This window comes from Phyllobacterium sp. K27, assembly GCF_054796155.1.
Window position 1 is genome coordinate 26,321 of the sequence record NZ_JBTWND010000004.1, and the last position, 18,886, is coordinate 45,206.

The following is an 18,886-nucleotide window of genomic DNA, read 5'->3' on the forward strand; positions in this document are numbered from 1 at the left end:
AGTAAAAGCGCTTGCGAGACGATAGAAACATATTGCCGATAACCAACGCCGCCAAGCCAGCAGGAAGTCATTCCATTGTCATGGAAGGCGAGATGGTTGTTGGTTGTCCCGTCGACGATACGCTGGTGCTTGTCATGGGCATAGGAAATTTTAACTCGGAGCAAGTGGCGCTGTTCCTCAATGGCGATCCAGCACTCAGTCTCAAGGCAACACTGGTATGCTGGCCGCTCAAGAATGCCTCGCCAGCCGGTACTCATGGTTTTGTAGCTGTTGTTCCCACTGGCATATTGCGCCGCGCATCACTCAAGACCATCATGTTCCAGCACAGGGCGAAGGTAACGCGTTATACTTTTGCCAACAGGGCGGCTTCGACTGGCGATCTGATCGCTATGATCGCGGATCTGGCAGGATCAAATCTTCCATCGGTCATTGATGGGCTTGTCGAGGCCTTGATATCCGGACCGATAGGGCGAAAAAAGCTCGCAGCGATTACAGTATTGTTGCAGGCGGGCGCGCGTTCGGATGGATGTGTTGAACTTATCGGTGGCAGCGATGAAGGCGAAATCTTCGTACAAGGCTGGGCACAGGACCTGACACCGTCAGTGACGCGACTTTTCATCAGCGGACGTGCATCATCTCTGGCGGAATGTGTAATATCGGTGTTTGCCCGCCCGGATTTAAACGATCAAGCGTCAGGTTTTGCCGGGCTTTTGCTTGCCAACGAAACAGTCGAGGCAAGCGATATCGAGCGGCTTTTGTTTCGCGGGCGGCGCGGATGGCGTTTCACTGAAGTGTATGACCGGCGTCTGATTGTTGGTGCGCGGGAAACGCCCAGTCACGTGCGTGCAATCCTGCCGCGCGTTCGTGGCTCGACAGAAATATTGCTGCGGATGCGTTCGGCTGCCAACCGCTTTGACGGAACAGAGACAGTTTCCAGCCTGCCCCTTCCGGTCCGCGCCGGCATTGACAATGTCCTGCGCGTCGATGGCAGTGGTCTCCTCGTTTCCGGGTGGCTGCTTGATCCCGACAACCATATTGAAAGTGTAAAATTACGCCGTCATCGTGGTGAGAGCCAGCTTGATGGCAATTGGACGCGTATTGACAGACCCGATGTCACTGCCGAATTCGACAATCGCGCCCCATTCAATGCTGGACTCGATCCGAACCGTCATGCGCACGGATTTGTTGCCTTTGCTCGGGAACTTTCCGGTGACAGCACCGCTCCTTTCTATCTGGAGCTTTGTCTTAGCGATGAGCGGCGCGCCTTTATGCCTTTGACACCGATCCGGGTTACATCGCGTGAGGCTGTGGTCAGACAGATTCGCGCGATTGATCCAAATGCATGGGCGCTTCGCCATATCGTTGATCAGCAGCTTGTGCCACTTTTGCGGAATGTGAGTCGCCCTGCTCCGGAAATTTTCGGCGTCGCCGATGTTGGTGCGTTTGATGACAGTAAAGGTCCGGCGCTTATCATCGGCATTGACGAGAGAGTTGAAGAAGTCGGGCCACTTATTGCTCTCTTGGCACTTGATTCCGAAACACAGTGTCTGCCGATTGTGATTGCCGGTGCTGAAGATATTATCGATCGCATTGGGGTGCGGGTGCGCAGACTGGCGCAGTTTTACAAACTCAGTGTCCGGTTGGTGTCGGCAAGCGGCTCCGAGGATCTCTATGATGCACTTGAAGTCGGTGCGCGGGCGGTGTCTTGCGAAACGGTTGTGTTTCTCGCTGCGTCGTTGCTCCCCCGAAACAAGGGCTGGTTCAACAAATTGCTGGCTGCATATGAGACGCGCAACAATTGTGTTCTCTCGCCCACCCTAGCGTTTGAGGACGATTCCATACGCTGGGCGGGGACATGGGTGGCTGGCGCGCAGTCGGATCGCGCCTTGATCAGCCGTTATGCGGGTTACCCCATTGATGCAGTGGCTGGTATGGCTACGACAGAAGTTGCAACGGCAACGTTCGAATGTTGCATCATGCCGCGAGAAGCACTGTTTTCGGTGGACGGCTTTACACGCGGTTACATGGGAACACATGAGAAAGGCTTGGACCTTGGGCTCAAGTTGAAGCAAGCGGGACTTAAGTCCTATTGGCTGCCATCGGCACAAATGCTGGGCTCTGATGATCTCACGGTATCCGAGAAGGCCTCCACGGTCGCGCTGATTGAGCGGATCGACAGACAGATTTTTGATGCCCGATGGGCCAAGAGCTTTGGGAAAGAGACTAATCCGAAGCCGGAGAATCCAGTATGACTGAACAACTCCGCGTTCTGGTAATTTCTCATGCACATCCAAGTATCTCTCTTGGAGGCGGTGAAATTGCATCTTACAATTTGCACAAGGGCTTAAACACCCTGCCACGGGTTCAATCTGTATATCTCGCGCGCGCCGGACATCCAATACCGCGTCACGGGACCACTGCACTCATGAGTTTGCGGCGCTCCAGCGATGAAATTCTATTTCATTCGGACGAGTACGATCATTTTTATCTTTCAAACAATAACACGGACGAAATTCGTCGTGATCTTTTGCGATTTGTCGGGGATCTCAATCCGCATGTGGTCCATTTCCACCACGTATTGGGGCTCGGTTTGGAAACACTGTACGCTATTCGCGAGGCGCTGCCCAAGGCAGTTATACTGATGACTTTTCATGAGTATCTTGCCATCTGCAACAATGACGGACAGATGGTCAAAGCCGGCACGTCCAAACTATGCAACGAAGCTTCGCCCATCGATTGCCATGCCTGTTTCCCCGATATCCCGCCTGCGCGGTTCTTGAAACGCGAGAAATTTGTTCGCGGCATGCTTGAACTGGCTGATGCCTTTGTTTCACCAAGCAGTTTTCTCGCCGGGAAATATGCGGAGTGGGGTCTTGATCCGGAAAAACTGCATGTCATTGAAAATGGCGTGTCGATTGACAGCGTTACGCCGCCGCGGGAACTCTCCGGACCGAAGCCACGGCGGAACCGGTTCGCTTATTTCGGCCAGATCACGCCGTTTAAAGGCATAGACGTATTGATTGATGCGGTCTCGCGAGTACCCGAGGAAGTATGGGGTGAAGATACGAGGCTGATGATATTTGGCGGAAACCTTGAAAAGCAGCCCGCAGAATTTCGGGCGCGTATGGAAAAGCTCATGGAGGATGCAGGCTCTCGCGTACGCTTTCACGGTGCTTACCAGAATAACGAAATGCCTCGCCTGATGCAGTCAATCGATTGGGTATTAATGCCGTCAATCTGGTGGGAGAATTCTCCGATCGTTATTCAGGAAGCATTGCATCATCGTCGTCCCATTATCTGCTCAAATATCGGGGGGATGGCAGAAAAGGTGCGGGATGGACAGGATGGCTTACATTTCCGCGTGCGTAGTGCCGAAGATCTTGCGGACCGGTTCACTGAGGTTTTGAGTGATCCGCTTATCTGGGATCGACTGCATCATTCAATTCGTCAGCCGACCAACTACATTGATTGTGCGGAAGAGCATGTTGCCCTTTATGCGAAATTGCTCCGGTCCGTTCATCAAGGCTCAACCAAAACAACGGCAGCGAGCGAAGTCGTTCTTTCACAAGCAAGTTGATTGCTTTCAAAAGTTACAAAAAGGAATACCCTATGGCACGTGTACTCGTAATGAGCCCATCAGGCGAAGTTTACGACCACGATAATGTTCGCTGGTATCAGCACAGTGACATTCAAAGATATATTGACCATTATCATAATATTGGTGATGCCTTTGTCTTTGACTCGTCACTCAAGCTGATGAACTTCGAGAAGCTGCGGGAATTACCGCTCGGTGAGCCAAACTTTGATCAGATCGACCGGCTGAAAGAAGAATACGACTATGTGATTCTGCGTGGGTCGAACTATATTCATCAGCATATGGGCTGGCCGCATGCGATTGCAGTTTTGAAGCGCCTCGGATTGCCGGTAATCGCTTGGGGTATTGGCGCGCAGGCTCCTGTGGAAGGACAGATACAACTCCCAGAAGATCTCAAGACGCTCCTGAAAATCATGGCGGATTCCACGGCATCCATTGGGGTGCGGGGGGCCTACTCTGCTCAGGTCCTCAAGGATATCGGTATCGACAATGTGCGGATCGTTGGGTGTCCGACTGCATTTCGGCGCAATGATCCAACGTTGAAAGTCACCCTTCCTCCGCTTGAGCAAGTTCGCAATGTAGGTCTTACGGTGCGCCGTGAGGTCTCTCCGGCCTATGCTCGTGATATTGAGCGCTATCTGACATTTCATCGCGATCTGATCAAAGACACGGCAAGCCGTTTCGATGTGACGCTGATGGCGCAGGGTGAAATCGAGGAAAAGAAGCTTGTATTTGGGACTGACGAACAGAAGGAAGATGCCATTGCGGCGTTGAAGGCCAATCGATGGGCTTCCGACTGGTATCTCGATGATGCAATAGAAAAGCTCTACCGCGAGCGGCTCTTTTATTCGGATGTCGTGGCTGACTACGAGAATCTGGTGCGGACAAAAGACCTTGTTCTGGGCTACCGCCTGCATGGCAACCTTATGGCTTTGGCCAATGGCGTGCCTTCGATCTATTTTACCTATGATAGCCGGACAGTTGAATTTGCCGAAACATATCAGATACCCCGCTTTGATGTGTTCGAGGATGGGGAATTTCGGTTGGAGGATTACTGGGATCAATCATTGTTCGATAAATACAATGATGCCTGGCATCGGACTTACGGCGAAATGCGCAGATTTCTCGATGAGAACCGGGTCGATCACAAAATGGTTGAAACAAAAGACAGCGTGCCGGATTCCGTCCGGCGTGTGGCCTGAACAGAATTCATTAATTGGCAAAAGCCAAAATCTTCAACAAAGCTAGAAACAACCTCCCAGGAGTTACCAATGAGCGTTCTTGTTACAGGCGGTGCAGGCTATATTGGCAGTCATATGGTTCTTGCTCTGAAAGATACGGGAAGAGATGTCGTTGTCCTCGACGACCTTAGCTGTGGGTTCGAATGGCTGGTTCCTGAAGGTGTTCCTTTTATTCAAGGTGATGTAGGCGATCAGGAATTGGTTGCAGAAACTATCCGCAAGCATGGCGTCACCGCGATCCTGCATTTTGCCGGCTCGATTGTCGTTCCCGATTCCGTCAGTGATCCCCTAACCTACTACCGCAACAATACGGTGCAATCACGGGCATTGATGGAAACGGCTATCGCGGAGGGCATCCGGCATTTCATCTTCTCGTCAACCGCTGCTGTTTATGGCGAACCAGAGCGGACACCAATCACCGAGAGCATGCCTCACCAACCGATCTCACCCTATGGAACATCCAAGCTCATGACAGAATGGATGTTGCGCGATGCCGCTACCGCTCATACGGATTTTCGGTTTGTTGCTTTGCGTTATTTCAACGTGGCTGGTGCTGATCCAAAACTGCGTTCGGGCCAGTCATTTCCCCGGGCAACGCATCTGATCAAGATTGCAAGCCAGGCAGCAACCGGTGACCGCCCCCATATCGATGTCTATGGCACCGATTATCCAACCGCTGATGGAACGTGCATCCGCGATTACATTCACGTCAGCGATCTGGCGGAAGCTCATCTTTGCGCACTCAATTACCTTGAGGCGGGCGGCAAGAGCACGACGGCAAATTGCGGTTATGGTTACGGCTATTCAGTGCTGGAAATTATTGATGCTGTAAAGCGTGTGTCGGGGGTGGATTTTGCCGTCAAGATGGCTCCTCGTCGTGCTGGTGATCCGGCAATACTGGTGGCTGCAAATGAACGCGTCCGTAACGAATTCGGTTTCACACCGAAGCGGGCAGATCTTGATAAGATTGTAGGTGATGCACTCGCTTGGGAGCGCCAACTGCAAACAATGCGGCGTGAAGAGCAAGAACGCGTGGCCGTCTGATTCCAGCCATCTGAAATTTCAACCCGGCCATATTGGCCGGGTTGAAAACGTACTTGTTCGCCGAAATATTTCAAATCTTGAATTAAAGTCATAGTATAATATAGGCAAGTTATTATTATAATAATCCCAGATTGATTAGAGAATAATGGCAAACAGTTGAAATAATTTTATTGTTGCACTGCAATAGAAATATGTGACAATCTTCACGAAGTTGCCATTTTATATGTATAGAAATCAAAAATCTAACACATCAATCGATCAAGGGTCCAGAATATGACGGTTCAGACTTCGTACAAGCTTTCGCCGGCTACGAAATCTTCGAAAAACATTGATCTGTTAAAAGAACCGATCCTGTTACGCTTGGGTATCGATCATGATGATTTGCCCATGGAGCTCTCCAATGCGGTAAGAATTCTTGGATTCGAAGGAGTGAAAGAAGAGGCCGCCATTTTCTCTGATGAGGCAGGAGGCAAGGCCGAGGCCTTCGAGGCGCCGCTGTGCATCCTGGCCGTCCTTCTAAATCCCGCACATAGAGGGCGCGAGAAGCGATTGCTGGAGTGGCTCAAGGGTCGCGGCATTGTCGAAGAGCCGGTGATCATCGAATGGCGAGCCGGCAAAGAGATCGAGACGGCGGGTATTCTCATCAAGAAACTGGCGGCAATGCTGGCTTCGGATGCACGGCGGATGGTTAAATCCAACCGCGAGCTTTTAACCTTGAGAACCCTGAATGATAACCTTCAAAATCGTTTCGCCACCGTTGAGAGCTTTATCGATCGCAAGGGAATGCAACCCTTCGAGCTAGCTTTCTCCAACGAGCCCGTCACGAGTTCGTCTCGGTCAAACGTGCTGGCCGATGCTTCCTTTGACGGCATTTCACAAATTCTTCCCGTGGCGAGCGCGGGCGTTAGTGCCGTTGCCATCCATTTCGATCGCGTGTCGCATCGCGACGACGCAACGCTAAATGCTCAGCTTGTAACGATGGAAGATATGTCTATCGTCGAGAGTTGGATTATTCCGTTACGGAAGCTCAAGCATGGCTGGAATTACCTTGGTCTTTCCAGAACCCTTGCGGGATTGCGGCGCACTTTGAGCTTGCGATTGCAGGTCGAAGGCGCCGATGATGAGTTACCTCTCTTGTCGCTCGGTGGACTGCAACCGCTGGAAATGTTTCAGGTTCGCGATGCTGCCAATGACGTGCCGCTTCTGAAGAACAGTCTGGCTATACAAGTCTGGTGCGGGATGCCGGGCGTTGTTCTGCCGAACTGGGCCAATTATTTGCCGGCACAGTCGGAACAAGCGCGGGAAGGCGGGTTCAAAGAGATGCCAATGGCGTCAAGCATTCTTGATCTCGCTACCTTAGCAAACACCGATGAGATTTCTTTTGAGTTCGCTGCCATCCTTCCCTTGCCGGAAGAGAAAGCGATAGGCTGTCACCCTCCTGCAACGGGAATGACAATTGGCCAGATCCCCGCAGCATGCCCTCCAAAAATATTGAGAATTTCGTCCGATGTCGTTGTCGACAACGAAGAGTCGCAGGATGTCGAATTTTCGATCGTCATCGCCGCAAGCCTCGACAATGCGCAGGCCCTTTTTTCGGAACAGCGCACGGTGGAGCCGGGAGAAGGATTCTCGGGATGGGTCAGTATTGCACCGGGGGAGAACAACCGGATCAGCGCCTTCATCGATGATCAGATCGGTGTTTGGCAAAATATCTATTTCGCAACGCGGATGAAGACGCCAGGTGACAACAGTTTCGCTTGGGCCAAGTTCCGTAATGTCAGCCTCATGGTCAACGGATAGTCTCATGCTGGACCAGATAAACCGTCTACGCGAGAAAGTAGCAGGTCAGTTGCCTTCAGGCGAAGAACCGGAGCCGCGTTTTTCGCCGAAAGTTGCGGTCATAATTCCCGCTTATAAACACTCTGTATTGCTGGCTGAAGCAATTGAATCGGCGCTGGCACAACAGGCACCGTTTGATATTGCTGTGCTGATTGTAGACGATGGTTGCCCTTTTCCCGAGACTGGCGAAATCGGGCGTACCTATGCCCTGGCGTATTCGAATGTCTTTTATCTGCGCAAGGCCAATGGTGGACTGAGCTCAGCACGCAATTACGGGATTGAGTTTGCACTACGCAATTTCGAGGAGCTTGAAGCGGTTTACTTTCTCGATGCCGACAACCGGATTACGACGACCGCTCTTCGCGATATTCTTGCTTTTATGAAAGCGGATGACAAGGTTGACTGGATTTACCCCAACATCGATAAGTTCGGGATTGAGTGGAACGGAAACTACACGACACAATACTCGCGTCTATTGCATCTGACTTTTGATAATATTTGCGAGGCTGGCAGCCTGGTTTCACGGCGTATGCTTGATGCGGGTATTCGCTTCGATGAAAGCATGACATCCGGGTTTGAAGATTGGGACTTTTGGCTGCAGGCAATCGGGCGCGGGTTTCTCGGTGCAAACTATCCCTTTTTTGGGTTTGAATACCGCCAACGCGCTGAAAGCATGCTTCGCGATTCCAATCGCACACGCGAAGGTATTCTCACCTATATCCGGCAGAAGCATAAGAAGCTCTTCGCCACGGAAACTTTGTTGACGTGGGAGCATCAGGAAGCTCCTCGGTATGCGGCAATCGGCATGGGTGCTTACGCAGTCGATATGTTTACCGACCCAACGGTCGATCATGCCAAATGTAGTCTGGAAGATTTTGTGACCCGCTTCTGGGCCGCAAAGACCGAACCCGAAACATTCGGTGTTCCGCCATTCATGCTCTGGATGACCGCTGCCCATCGCGAAGCGCTAACACGCCTTGGACTCATCCATAATCTATTGTGGTTGAGTGAGCGTATCGCCGAGAAGCACCACTTCGTCGCGATCCGCTTTGAACGCAATAACGCCAGAATGGGAATCGACATCCGTACGATCAGCGATGCGGAGCAATTGACCGATAAGCCCTTCGGCTGGATGTGCACATTCGATATTTTTTCAACCTGTGCAGATGATACTTCAGATGACTGGATACGCTCGCTGCATAAATCTGTCCCTTCGCCGAACGTCGTAGAAATCGTGGTGAGTGGTCCATTTACGGCACGCGAAATGCAGAGCACGGCGTTATCGTCGACAAATGCACTTCTGGCCACGCTTGGTGCGCTGCGGGACGCTGGATATCGCTCAAAGACAAGGAACCGTTGGCTTTGGCGGTCTGTTTATTTTCCCAACCGGAGCCGCTATTTCGAGCTATTGCGCCACGCAGTTGGTGCAAAGCCTGTCATGCCACGGTTGCCGCAGGCGACTAACCCGTTGCGCGTCGGATTTCTGTTGCCGATCGCCAGCTTTGGCGGCGTCGAAAAGGTGGCCTATGCGGTGGCCAATGCTTTGAAGAGCGCCGGGTGCGAAGTGCATCTCTTCCTGTTTGGCAAAGCTGTCTACAATCGCGTCCCGGAAAATGACGGCGTATTCAAATCCGTTAACTTTCTGTCCGACGATTATCCACTTTGGGGTGGGCCTAACAAATTTGCGGGCCATGACCTGATGATGGGGCATGACGAAGCAGCTAAGGCCGAGCAGATCATGGGTTTTCTTGCCGGTCTTGATGTCGTCATCAACAATCAGGTGGCACCCGTGAACGCCTTGCTCGGCGATCTGCGCCGCCGCGGCGTCAAGGTTCTGAACTATGTCCATGTGCTGGATAAATCCAGAATGGGGCGTGATGCCGGTCATCCTTATCTCACACTTGCATTTGAGCATGTCTACGATGCGATTCTGACCTGCTCCAACGATATGGTCGAGTGGTTGCATGGAATGGGTGTGCCGATAGCAAAGCTCATGCATATACAAAATGCAGCAAGCTATGCATTGGCGGCCAAAGAGCGGGAGACCATGTTGTCGGCGCGGCGGACCAAAGCTCAAAAGGACAGGCTCAACGTGCTTTTCCTTGGCCGGTTGGATGCACAAAAAGGTATTGAGCGCCTGTTCGCATCCGTCCGCGATCTGCGCGAACGCCAGGAACCCGTCGACTGGAAGATAATCGGCAGCGACGTGATGGATGCGGGTGCAGGCGGATCGTGGAAGGACCGGTTTGCAGAAATCGGCGTACAGGTTGAGCCGCCGGTATTTTCAAGCCGCCATCTCAATAAGGCATTCACTTGGGCTGACGTTGTCGTATTGCCGTCGCGCTGGGAGGGAGCTCCGCTGACAATTATCGAGGCCCAGCGGCTCGGCTGTGTGCCGATTGCCACGGCGGTAGGTGCCGTCGATGAGCTTATTGATCATGCCGTGGACGGACTGCTTATCCGGTCCGAAGATGACACAATAATCATCCGCGAACTGACGGAAGCGATTTCTGCCCTGGCGACCGACCCTGATGCGTTGCAGCGTCTATCAGAAGCGGCAGCTATCCGAGGTGGTTCCCTTGCCTGGGAAGAAAGTGTTGCACCGCTGGTAAAGCAGTTGAAGGCATGGTTCCCCGATCGGCTGCCGCAGAGCCTTGAACAAACTCCACAACTCTTGGAGCAGGCCGTTGTTCCAATCTCCTCCAGCCGCGTTCACCGGGTTGAGGTGACAACACTCGATGAAGATCAAGAAGACCATAATGAAATTACCGAAATCAGGCCGTTGCAAATCGCTGCTGCCGGGTCAGCCAATATGAATAATTTGAGGAACTAGCGATGAAGAAACTTTTCGTTCTGAATGGTGGTGCTGCGGTCAAGCCTGGCAACAAGGCGGCTTATCTCAAGTTTGAAGATCCGCTTGCGGCCTTCAACAAGGGCGGCATCAATACGGGCGACGTGCTCGTCTATGATGCCACGCTCAAGGCGCTGGCCTATGATGAAATCAGGAACGTGCAGTTTTCCCACGCGGGAAATGAAAAGCTGTGGCCACAGGATGACAGCTATGAAGCCACCGTTGTGCGTGGATCAAACTATCTGACCGAGACCGTTGATCTTGGCCACGTTGTACCTTTGCTGAAGAAACTGAAAGGTCCGGTCGTTGCCATTGGCGTCGGTGCACAGGCTGGCAAATACAAGAAACTCAATGTTCCGAAAGGCACGGTTGAGGCCTGGAAGATCATCGCTGACAAATGCGAAACGATCGGCGTTCGCGGCTTCTACAGTGCCGAGATATTCAACGATCTAGGTATCAAAAATGTGCGCGTTATCGGCTGCCCTAGCTTTTACCGTTCATTGCGTCCTTCGATCGCCATCAAGTCGATCGACCCGGAGAAGGCACGTATTGGCCTGACACTGAACAAATATCTCTCCGCAGATTATGCAAGCAATGCGACCAAGACCAATCGCATGCAGCGGGCTTTGATTGATGCGGTTGCAAAACGTCCGTCCAGCAAACTCTATTCACAGGGTGAGCGGGAAGAGACACTTGCGATCTTCTCGTCGGGCAAGGAGAAGCAGGATAATGTCAAAGCCATCCTGACCAAGTTCGGACTGCTCGGCCATCCCGAAGCTGAGGAAATGCTCAATAACCGCATGAGCGCGTTCTTTGACATTGACGAGTGGGCAGCAGATGCCGCTGCCAATGTCGATGTTATGGTCGGCTTCCGCCTGCACGGCAATGTCATCGCCTTGCATCAGGGCATTCCGGCAATCTTCTTCACCTATGATTCACGCATTCGCGAATTGTCTTCGCTCTTTGCGATCCCTTCAATAGAGATCGAGGATTACCTCCCGATCAATCTTGAGAAACTGCTTGAGAAGGCCGATTTCACCAAGGTTCAGCATATCTACCGTCAGAACTTTGCGGAGTACCATCGCTTCCTGACGGAAAACAAGCTCAACCACGTCTTGCCCAAGCCAGTGGCAGCGCCAGCAGACAAGCCGCAATCGACGCCTAATCTGGTTCAGGTGCCGCATAACATCCATGAGGCCGTTTCGTGGTTCCGCAGCGAGATCGATTTCATGACTGGTGAGGTTGAAGTGCTTCGCAATCGTGCCTGGAATCTTGAAACCAGCCTGCGTAGCCTTAAAGAAGCGCCGGTGGCAAAGGTAGCTGCTGAATGAGTGAAAGCCGTGCACGACTCAGCCGGCGCTCCTTTCTGGCCCTTGCAGGCTTTGGGGTTGCTTCGGCTGGTTTGCTTGCACGGCCCGCTCTTGCCCGTGCGCTTTGCCCGGATCTGCCTACTGCATTGCAGCGCGCATCCGGGGATTGGCATTTGTCGTTCACCGATGATTTCACCGACAATCCCGGTTTTGATCAGCGGTGGGTAAAAGTTACCGACGGCGGCGGTGAGACCAAGTCTGTCCGGCGACCGGAAAATGTTACGATTTCCGGTGCCGGGCTTTTGTTGAAGCTGGGACGAAATCGCGATGATCAGCGTGGCAACCGACCATTCGTTGGTGGCTATGTTCGGACGAAAGATTTTCGTCAGCGATATGGCTACTTTGAATGCGAGATGAAAATCGCCAATGAAGCGGGCGTCAATAATGCATTCTGGCTGACCTCCGTGCCGGAAAGCGAGGGGGACAAGCGTTTCGAACTCGACGTGGTTGAAGCGAAGTTTCCAAATCTCGTGCATGTGACAGCACGCCAGTGGTTGCCGGAAAAGAAGGTGCTGTCGAAGAGCTACCGTCCGCGTGTGAAGCTGGCAAACGAATTTCACCGTTACGGGATGTTGTGGAGCGAGGACAGCTTCAAATTCTATTTCGACGAGAAGAAAATCTTTGAGGCCGTCAATGATTTTGCGCATACGCCAGCGCAGTTACTGTTCAGCAATGCAGTGGCATCTTTCGCAGGGAAAGACGATGGCGATGTCGACGGGGCTGCGACCTCGATTAGAAATATCCGTGTCTTTCAAAATACCGATTGGCAGGAATTGCAAGTCAGGAGATGTTCATGACCGATGATTTTACCTCAACGTCGCGCGCCGACAAAAGCAAGAAATATCTGTTGGGCAAGGATGGGTGGATATTTCTCGATCACGATTCCAATCGTGTCATCGATCAGATTACCGGACGGCATATTCTGGATCAGAAGGGTGTCGAAGCCTGGCGTAAATTGATCCTTGAGCGCGATGCCTATGTTTCTTCACTGGGCGCACAGCATCTGGTTTTCGTCGCCCCAAACAAAGAGCTGGTCTATTCCGAGCAGCTGCCTGATTGGGTTGAGATTGCCGACACAAGACCGCTCCACCAGATCATGACGGCGCTTGGACCGCGCCGCGCATCAAAGATAGTCTATCCGCTTGAGGCAATCCGTGCAGGCAAGGCCAAGGGCCTTACCTATCCCAAAACAGATACGCATTGGAGCGGTTTTGGCGCCTATATAGGTTATCAGGAGTTTTGCCGGGGACTGTCGCAAAATGGCATTGAGCCGCTGCAAATCGAGCCATCGCGCATTTCCTTCGAGGAAGTTCCTTATGTCGGCGATCTAGGCATAAAGTTTGAGCCAGCGGTTTCGGCCCCTACCCTGTCTACGAGAATAGAAAAGGCGGCCGGGAAGCTTTCCTTTGACAATCGAATCCCGAATCGTGGGCGTATCCGTGTCTTCACCAACAAGGATACGACATTGCCGCGTTGCGTCATGTTTGGCGATTCCTTTGGCGGTAATCTCCTGCCATTTTTGAAGGAGAGTTTCAGTACGCTGGTCTATATCTATGGCAAATCCTTCGACCGGGAACTGATTGAAGCTTACAGGCCCGATGTTGTCCTGTCTGAATTTGTCGAGCGCTTTCTAATCGATCCTCCTGTCGATACGCCACACTTCAGCTATGCGTCCGTTGTCCGCTCCAAACTGAAGCTTCTATCGCGGGATGATCTGGCGGAGGCAACCAAGCAGACGATGCAGGTCTCGCCTGCGGTCCTTCCTGTACGGCCAATCTATGAAGCGTTAATTGCGGCCCATAGCGGCAAATCGATCAGCGCTGCATTGATAGAGGATCTGAAGAAGCATCATCCGGATAATCCAGAAGCGCATCATCTGATTTCGACAGAGTTATCCCGTCTGGGCGAGCGGCTGGACGATGCCAAAATCTATGCTGAACGTGCTGTCGCTGCCGAACCGTGGAATGCACGTGCGCGCCATCAACTGGCTCTGACATTGATGCGGCTTGAACAACCGGAGAAAGCCGAAGAACAGCTTCGAAAAGCCATCGAACTGGATAGCAGTGTCGATTGGTGGAACTATCAGCTTGCACAGGTTCTGTTCCGGCAGCAAAAGCATGCAGAATCTGTAGAGATCATGAGAGATTATCTCTCGCGCCGTCCTGATTCCGCAGATGCCTGGCAGTTGCTTGGCCGGTGCCATGAGGCACTTGATAATATTGAAGAAGCTGCCGAAGCTTTCGTGCGCGCTTCGGATGCGAAGCCGGAATGGACGTGGCCATTGCTCAAGCTTGCCAATCTGCGGGTTCACACCAAAACCAACCCCGAGCAGGGTCTTATCGCTACTGACCGGTTGCTTGAAACGCTTTTCCAAGCCCGACAGAGAGCAGAAATTTATATGCTCCGGTCACAATTGCATGAGGTCAATGGAGATAGAGCCAAGGCTACCGAAGCTGCAATGCGAGGCGCGGAACTGGCGCCGGATTGGGACTGGGCGGTCAAGACGCTGGATCGGCTAAGCGCACAGAAAGTGCCTGTTCGTTCTTGATCGTTCACTTTTCAAAGAACAGGTGTGGTGACCCCTTGCCACGCCCGCTTTCGCGTCTGGCTATTGAGGTGGTGGGAAAGACGGGCGGTCATCGAAGCGCGTCTTTGTAGTAGTTCAAGCGATCCGAAGACCGCCCGTCCGGCGATTTTTCATTCTGCCGTTCCGCTTGGGAGGCCTCGGCGTCGGGGAGTGCCATTTGCGGCACGCCATGCGTCGCCTACTCGCCCCTTAAAGTGCTCGTCCAGCACGCGCCGTTCCTGGTAACGGCAGGGGAACCCTTGGACAGAACCTCCCCGGATGGCGGGTCCGTAACCCGCCATCGGAGGCGCCCATCCTTCCCCAAACTTCGAACGGCTCCGGAAGCTGTTTCCCGCGGGAAGGACAGGAGCAGAATAATTCAGAGCGGGAACTGTTGGATAAGTTTTTGGAAGATTATTTTTTTTGAGGATGCAGTGATGTATTGCGTGGTTCGACGGGGCTCACCATGAGGAAAGTGAGCGGGTTGCAAGCTCATCGTCAACGTTTCAGCTACATCGCAAATACGGTTTCCCTGCAATCACCAGTCCTCCTCATGGTGAGCCCCGTCGAACCACGCACAGCGCCAATGCAGCAGAAACAAGTGCTACTGCCATCAGCCACAGGTCATCTCGTGGGCAATGCGGGGTACTTCCCCATGTGGGGGTTCGAAGGACGGAAGAGACAAGTGGCTCGCCCCGGGACGCGAAGCGTCAGGGAGGGGGGGTGGTTGAAGGGAGCCAACTCTTGCAACGTTGGCGACTGTCATTGCAACCCACCCCCCTCCCTCATGGTGAGGTTGTCGAACCACGAACAACGTCACAGCCGACGATGATTTTTGATTTAGATCCCCAGTCGAATTGTGACAAATCCAGTCAACATATGGAAATGATTGGGTAATTTCCAGTGCAATTTTATATTAGAATTCTTCTAATATATTGTTATTGCTTCGTTTTTCGATGCGGTCTATGACTCCGGCGATTTTGCGTGGCAGCCCTTAGGGCGTTATGCAAGCTGAGGTTGATAAATGCTGGTTCCATTTCTGATAATGCTCCGCGAAGGCATCGAGGCGGCTTTGATCGTCGGCATCGTTGCCAGTTACCTGAAACAGACAGGGCGTGGGGCCTGGATGCCTGCGGTATGGATCGGCATATTGCTGGCGATTGCACTCTCGCTATTTGTCGGCGCGGGCCTCCAGATGGTAAGCGCTGAGTTCCCCCAGAAAGCGCAGGAGTTTTTTGAAGCAATTGTGGGCGTCATCGCGGCTTTCATATTGTTGTCCATGGTGTTCTGGATGCGCAAGGCAGCACGGTCGATCAAATCGGAGCTGCACGCCTCCATTGATAATGCACTCGCGCATTCATCGGGTCAGGCCACCGCCTTGATTGCCATGGTATTTTTTGCCGTAGCGCGTGAGGGTCTGGAGTCCGTATTTTTCCTGCTCGCCATATTTCAGCAGAGCACAAATAACGATGCTCCACTCGGCGCATTGTTTGGCATTCTCGTATCGATTGTTCTTGGCTACGCTATATATGCCGGTGGTATCCGCCTCAATCTTCGCCGGTTCTTCTACTGGACCGGAATTTTTATTCTGATCGTTGCTGCCGGTATCCTGTCAGGGTCACTGCGTCATTTTCACGAAGCTGGCGTCTGGAATGGTCTTCAGTCCGTTGTTTTTGATTTCAGCAATATTTTGCCGATTGGTAGCCCGCTCGGCACTTTGCTGTCGGGTATATTCGGTTATCAGGATGCACCGACACTTGGCGAAGTGATTGTCTATATCGGGTTTTTGTCAATCAGCCTCTTTTTCTTCCTGCGTCCTGCAAGTGCTCACAGACCTTTAACATCACCAAAACTTTCCCGTTGAATTGAAAGAACGCCGAATGACGCGCAATACAGGTCCAGCTTCCCCTGCCCCTTCGCAAAAACTGATGAAACTGGCGGTTGCCGGTGCTGCAATTCTGGTCGCTGCAGGGGCCGGAGCCTTCTATCTTGCGTCGAAGAATATGAAGTCAGGGACACAAGACAACGCAATCGTCGTGACAATCAAAGATGGTACTTGCGATCCTAACGCCATCACCGTTCCCGCCGGCCGCTCCACGTTCAAGATCATCAACAATTCCGACCGTGCGCTCGAGTGGGAAATCCTTGATGGCGTTATGGTTCTTGAGGAACGTGAAAACATTCTTCCAGGCTTCACCCAGACGATGCAGGCAAAACTGAAGGCCGGTGATTATGAAATCACTTGCGGACTTCTCAGCAGCCCGCGCGGCACATTGCACGTTACGCCATCAGCAGAATCGGAAGCTGAAGCGGCGCGCCCTCCCCTTGTTTCCTTTGTTGGCGCGCTTGCCGAGTTCCAGGTGTTTCTGATGACCCAGACCAATAGTCTGGTGAAGGCGACAGCCGCGCTTGATGCAGCAATTCAGGCGGGGGATCTTGAGAAGGCGCGCGCGCTTTATCAAACGGCCCGCATTCCCTACAAGCAGATTGAGCCAATGGCAGATATGTTTGCTGATCTGCACAATGCCATCGATCCCATTGCCGATTATCTTGAGAAGCGTGAACAAGATCCTGCATTTACCGGCTTTCACCGGATTGAGTATGGGCTTTACGCTTCCGATAGTCTTGATGGGCTGGAGCCGGTTTCGGCGAAACTGCTGGCTGATGTAACAGCCCTTAAAGATCGCGTGCGCGGGCTGCGAATACCTCCGGAGCAAATAGCCAAGGGTGCTGCCCGCCTCATCGGCTCAATCGCCGATACGAAGATTGCCAATGGTGAGGACCATTATTCCAAAACCGACCTGGTTGATTTTGAAGCCAATCTGTCTGGCACATCGCGCATGATGGCGCTTTTGAAGCCGATCGCAGTTCAGGCAGCGCCAGCAGTTGTGGCGGATATCGAAACCCGGCTTGCCGAGGCCAACACGACCCTGACTGCAATGAGTGGTGCGGAAGGATATCCCGCCTATGACAAGGTGACGAAGGAAAGCCGGGAGGTACTCGCGCAGAAAATGAAGGCTTTGGCTGATGCTATCGGCAAATTGAATATGGCAGTTGGTTTGGAGTAATTTAAGTGAAAAATGATACTGGAAAATTTACAACGACACGCCGTACCGTGCTGTTTGGCGCGGGCTCCGCTGTGGTTGCGGGGCTATCGGCCGCAAGCGCCGCAGAAAAACAGGGCGAACAGGTTACGGATGCTCCAGTCAGTGACAAAACGCAGGAACGGCAGTCATTTTACGGCGTACATCAAGCCGGCATAGTCACGCCACGTCCCGCAGCAGGTATGGTTGCGTCTTTCCATGTGCTTGCAAAGACACCGGAAGAAGTCGAGCGACTGTTCAGAACGCTGTCGCAGCGCATCGCTTTTCTGATGCAAGGTGGAAGGCCGCCGGAGTTCGACGATAAATTGCCGCCATCGGATTCGGGCATTTTGGGCCCTGTTATCCCGCCGGACAATTTGACGATGACAGTGTCATTGGGATCTTCCTTCTTTGATCAGCGCGATTGGCTCATAGCCCATAAGCCAGCGCGGCTTTCCCGCATGAAAGCGTCACCCAACGATGCGCTCGATGCTGATTTATGTCACGGCGATCTGAGCTTGCAGATTTGCGCAAACACACCAGATACGAACATCCACGCCCTGCGTGATATTCTGAAAAACCTGCCCGATCTCATGGTTCTTCGGTGGAAGCAGGAGGGCTCTGTGCCCGTTCTTCCGCCAAAACTTGACGGCAGTCACGAAACGGCGCGAAATTTTCTGGGTTTCCGTGACGGCACCGCCAATCCGGATGGCAATGATTCACCGCTGATGGACAAGCTCGTCTGGGTGCATCAAAGCGACGAACCATCATGGGCCCATGCGGGCACATATCAGGTCGTGCGGATCATACGCAATTTCGTCGAACGCTGGGACAGGACGCCGCTTGCCGAACAGGAAGCAATCATCGGTCGCAAAAAAGCCAGCGGAGCGCCTTTCGGAGGCGCTGGCGAATTTGATATCCCCGACTATTCCAATGATCCGGAAGGCAAAGTCACTGCCTTGGATGCCCATATCAGATTGGCCAATAAGCGCACGAAAACATCTGATGAGAATCTCATTTTGCGCCGCCCATTCAACTATTCGAATGGCGTCTCCAAGTCAGGCCAGCTTGAACAGGGACTGCTTTTCATTTGCTACCAGGCTGATCTTGAGAAGGGCTTCATCACCGTTCAACGACAGCTCGATGGTGAACCGCTCGAAGAATATATCAAACCGATTGGTGGCGGTTTCTTTTTTACACTGCCCGGCCCAGCGAACGAGGACGACTTCGTAGGCCGGACACTTCTTGAAGCGTCGGGTCATCAGCTGGCCCGCATAAAATCCTAAAGGAATTTGAC

The 18,886-nt window shown here is 52.6% G+C and carries 12 protein-coding genes; all 12 read left to right on the top strand.

Features of this window, described 5'->3' with window-relative positions:
• The first annotated feature begins 11 nt into the window (after positions 1–11).
• The 12 genes from ACYJL1_RS21650 (at position 12) to efeB (ending at position 18,875) form a co-directional block, all read left to right on the top strand.
• Positions 12–2,252, top strand: a complete 2,241-nt coding sequence (locus ACYJL1_RS21650) for a hypothetical protein (protein WP_460899216.1) — start codon at positions 12–14, stop codon at positions 2,250–2,252.
• A complete protein-coding gene (locus ACYJL1_RS21655) occupies positions 2,249–3,577 on the top strand; it encodes a glycosyltransferase family 4 protein (protein WP_460899217.1) in 1,329 nt (442 codons plus the stop codon). Before ACYJL1_RS21650 ends, ACYJL1_RS21655 begins: the two co-directional genes overlap by 4 nt.
• Before the next feature lie 32 nt (positions 3,578–3,609).
• Complete coding sequence (locus tag ACYJL1_RS21660) at positions 3,610–4,797, top strand: polysaccharide pyruvyl transferase family protein (protein ID WP_460899218.1); 1,188 nt, start codon at positions 3,610–3,612, stop codon at positions 4,795–4,797.
• 69 nt (positions 4,798–4,866) lie between these two features.
• The gene (gene galE / locus ACYJL1_RS21665) at positions 4,867–5,880 is read left to right on the top strand and encodes a UDP-glucose 4-epimerase GalE (RefSeq protein WP_460899219.1); all 1,014 of its coding nucleotides are present in this window, start codon (positions 4,867–4,869) and stop codon (positions 5,878–5,880) included.
• Between the two features lie 273 nt (positions 5,881–6,153).
• Entirely contained in the window at positions 6,154–7,680 is a 1,527-nt protein-coding gene (locus tag ACYJL1_RS21670; RefSeq protein ID WP_460899220.1) for a DUF6212 domain-containing protein, read from the top strand.
• Positions 7,681–7,684: 4 nt separating this feature from the next.
• On the top strand, positions 7,685–10,552 hold the full coding sequence (locus tag ACYJL1_RS21675) for a glycosyltransferase (RefSeq protein WP_460899221.1): 2,868 nt from the start codon (positions 7,685–7,687) through the stop codon (positions 10,550–10,552).
• Positions 10,553–10,554: 2 nt separating this feature from the next.
• Positions 10,555–11,901: a polysaccharide pyruvyl transferase family protein gene (locus tag ACYJL1_RS21680; RefSeq protein WP_460899222.1), complete on the top strand. Its 1,347-nt coding sequence runs from the start codon at positions 10,555–10,557 to the stop codon at positions 11,899–11,901.
• Positions 11,898–12,737, top strand: a complete 840-nt coding sequence (locus tag ACYJL1_RS21685) for a glycoside hydrolase family 16 protein (protein WP_460899223.1) — start codon at positions 11,898–11,900, stop codon at positions 12,735–12,737. Before ACYJL1_RS21680 ends, ACYJL1_RS21685 begins: the two co-directional genes overlap by 4 nt.
• Entirely contained in the window at positions 12,734–14,488 is a 1,755-nt protein-coding gene (locus tag ACYJL1_RS21690) for an alginate O-acetyltransferase AlgX-related protein (RefSeq protein WP_460899224.1), read from the top strand. The genes ACYJL1_RS21685 and ACYJL1_RS21690 overlap by 4 nt, the downstream gene beginning before the upstream one ends.
• 1,042 nt (positions 14,489–15,530) lie before the next feature.
• Positions 15,531–16,370, top strand: a complete 840-nt coding sequence (efeU, locus tag ACYJL1_RS21695) for an iron uptake transporter permease EfeU (protein WP_460899225.1) — start codon at positions 15,531–15,533, stop codon at positions 16,368–16,370.
• Positions 16,371–16,386: 16 nt separating this feature from the next.
• Positions 16,387–17,574 (top strand): iron uptake system protein EfeO, encoded by a 1,188-nt coding sequence (efeO, locus tag ACYJL1_RS21700; RefSeq protein WP_460899226.1) that lies wholly within the window; start codon positions 16,387–16,389, stop codon positions 17,572–17,574.
• A 5-nt stretch (positions 17,575–17,579) separates the two neighbouring features.
• A complete protein-coding gene (gene efeB / locus ACYJL1_RS21705) occupies positions 17,580–18,875 on the top strand; it encodes an iron uptake transporter deferrochelatase/peroxidase subunit (protein ID WP_460899227.1) in 1,296 nt (431 codons plus the stop codon).
• The last annotated feature ends 11 nt before the right edge of the window (positions 18,876–18,886 follow it).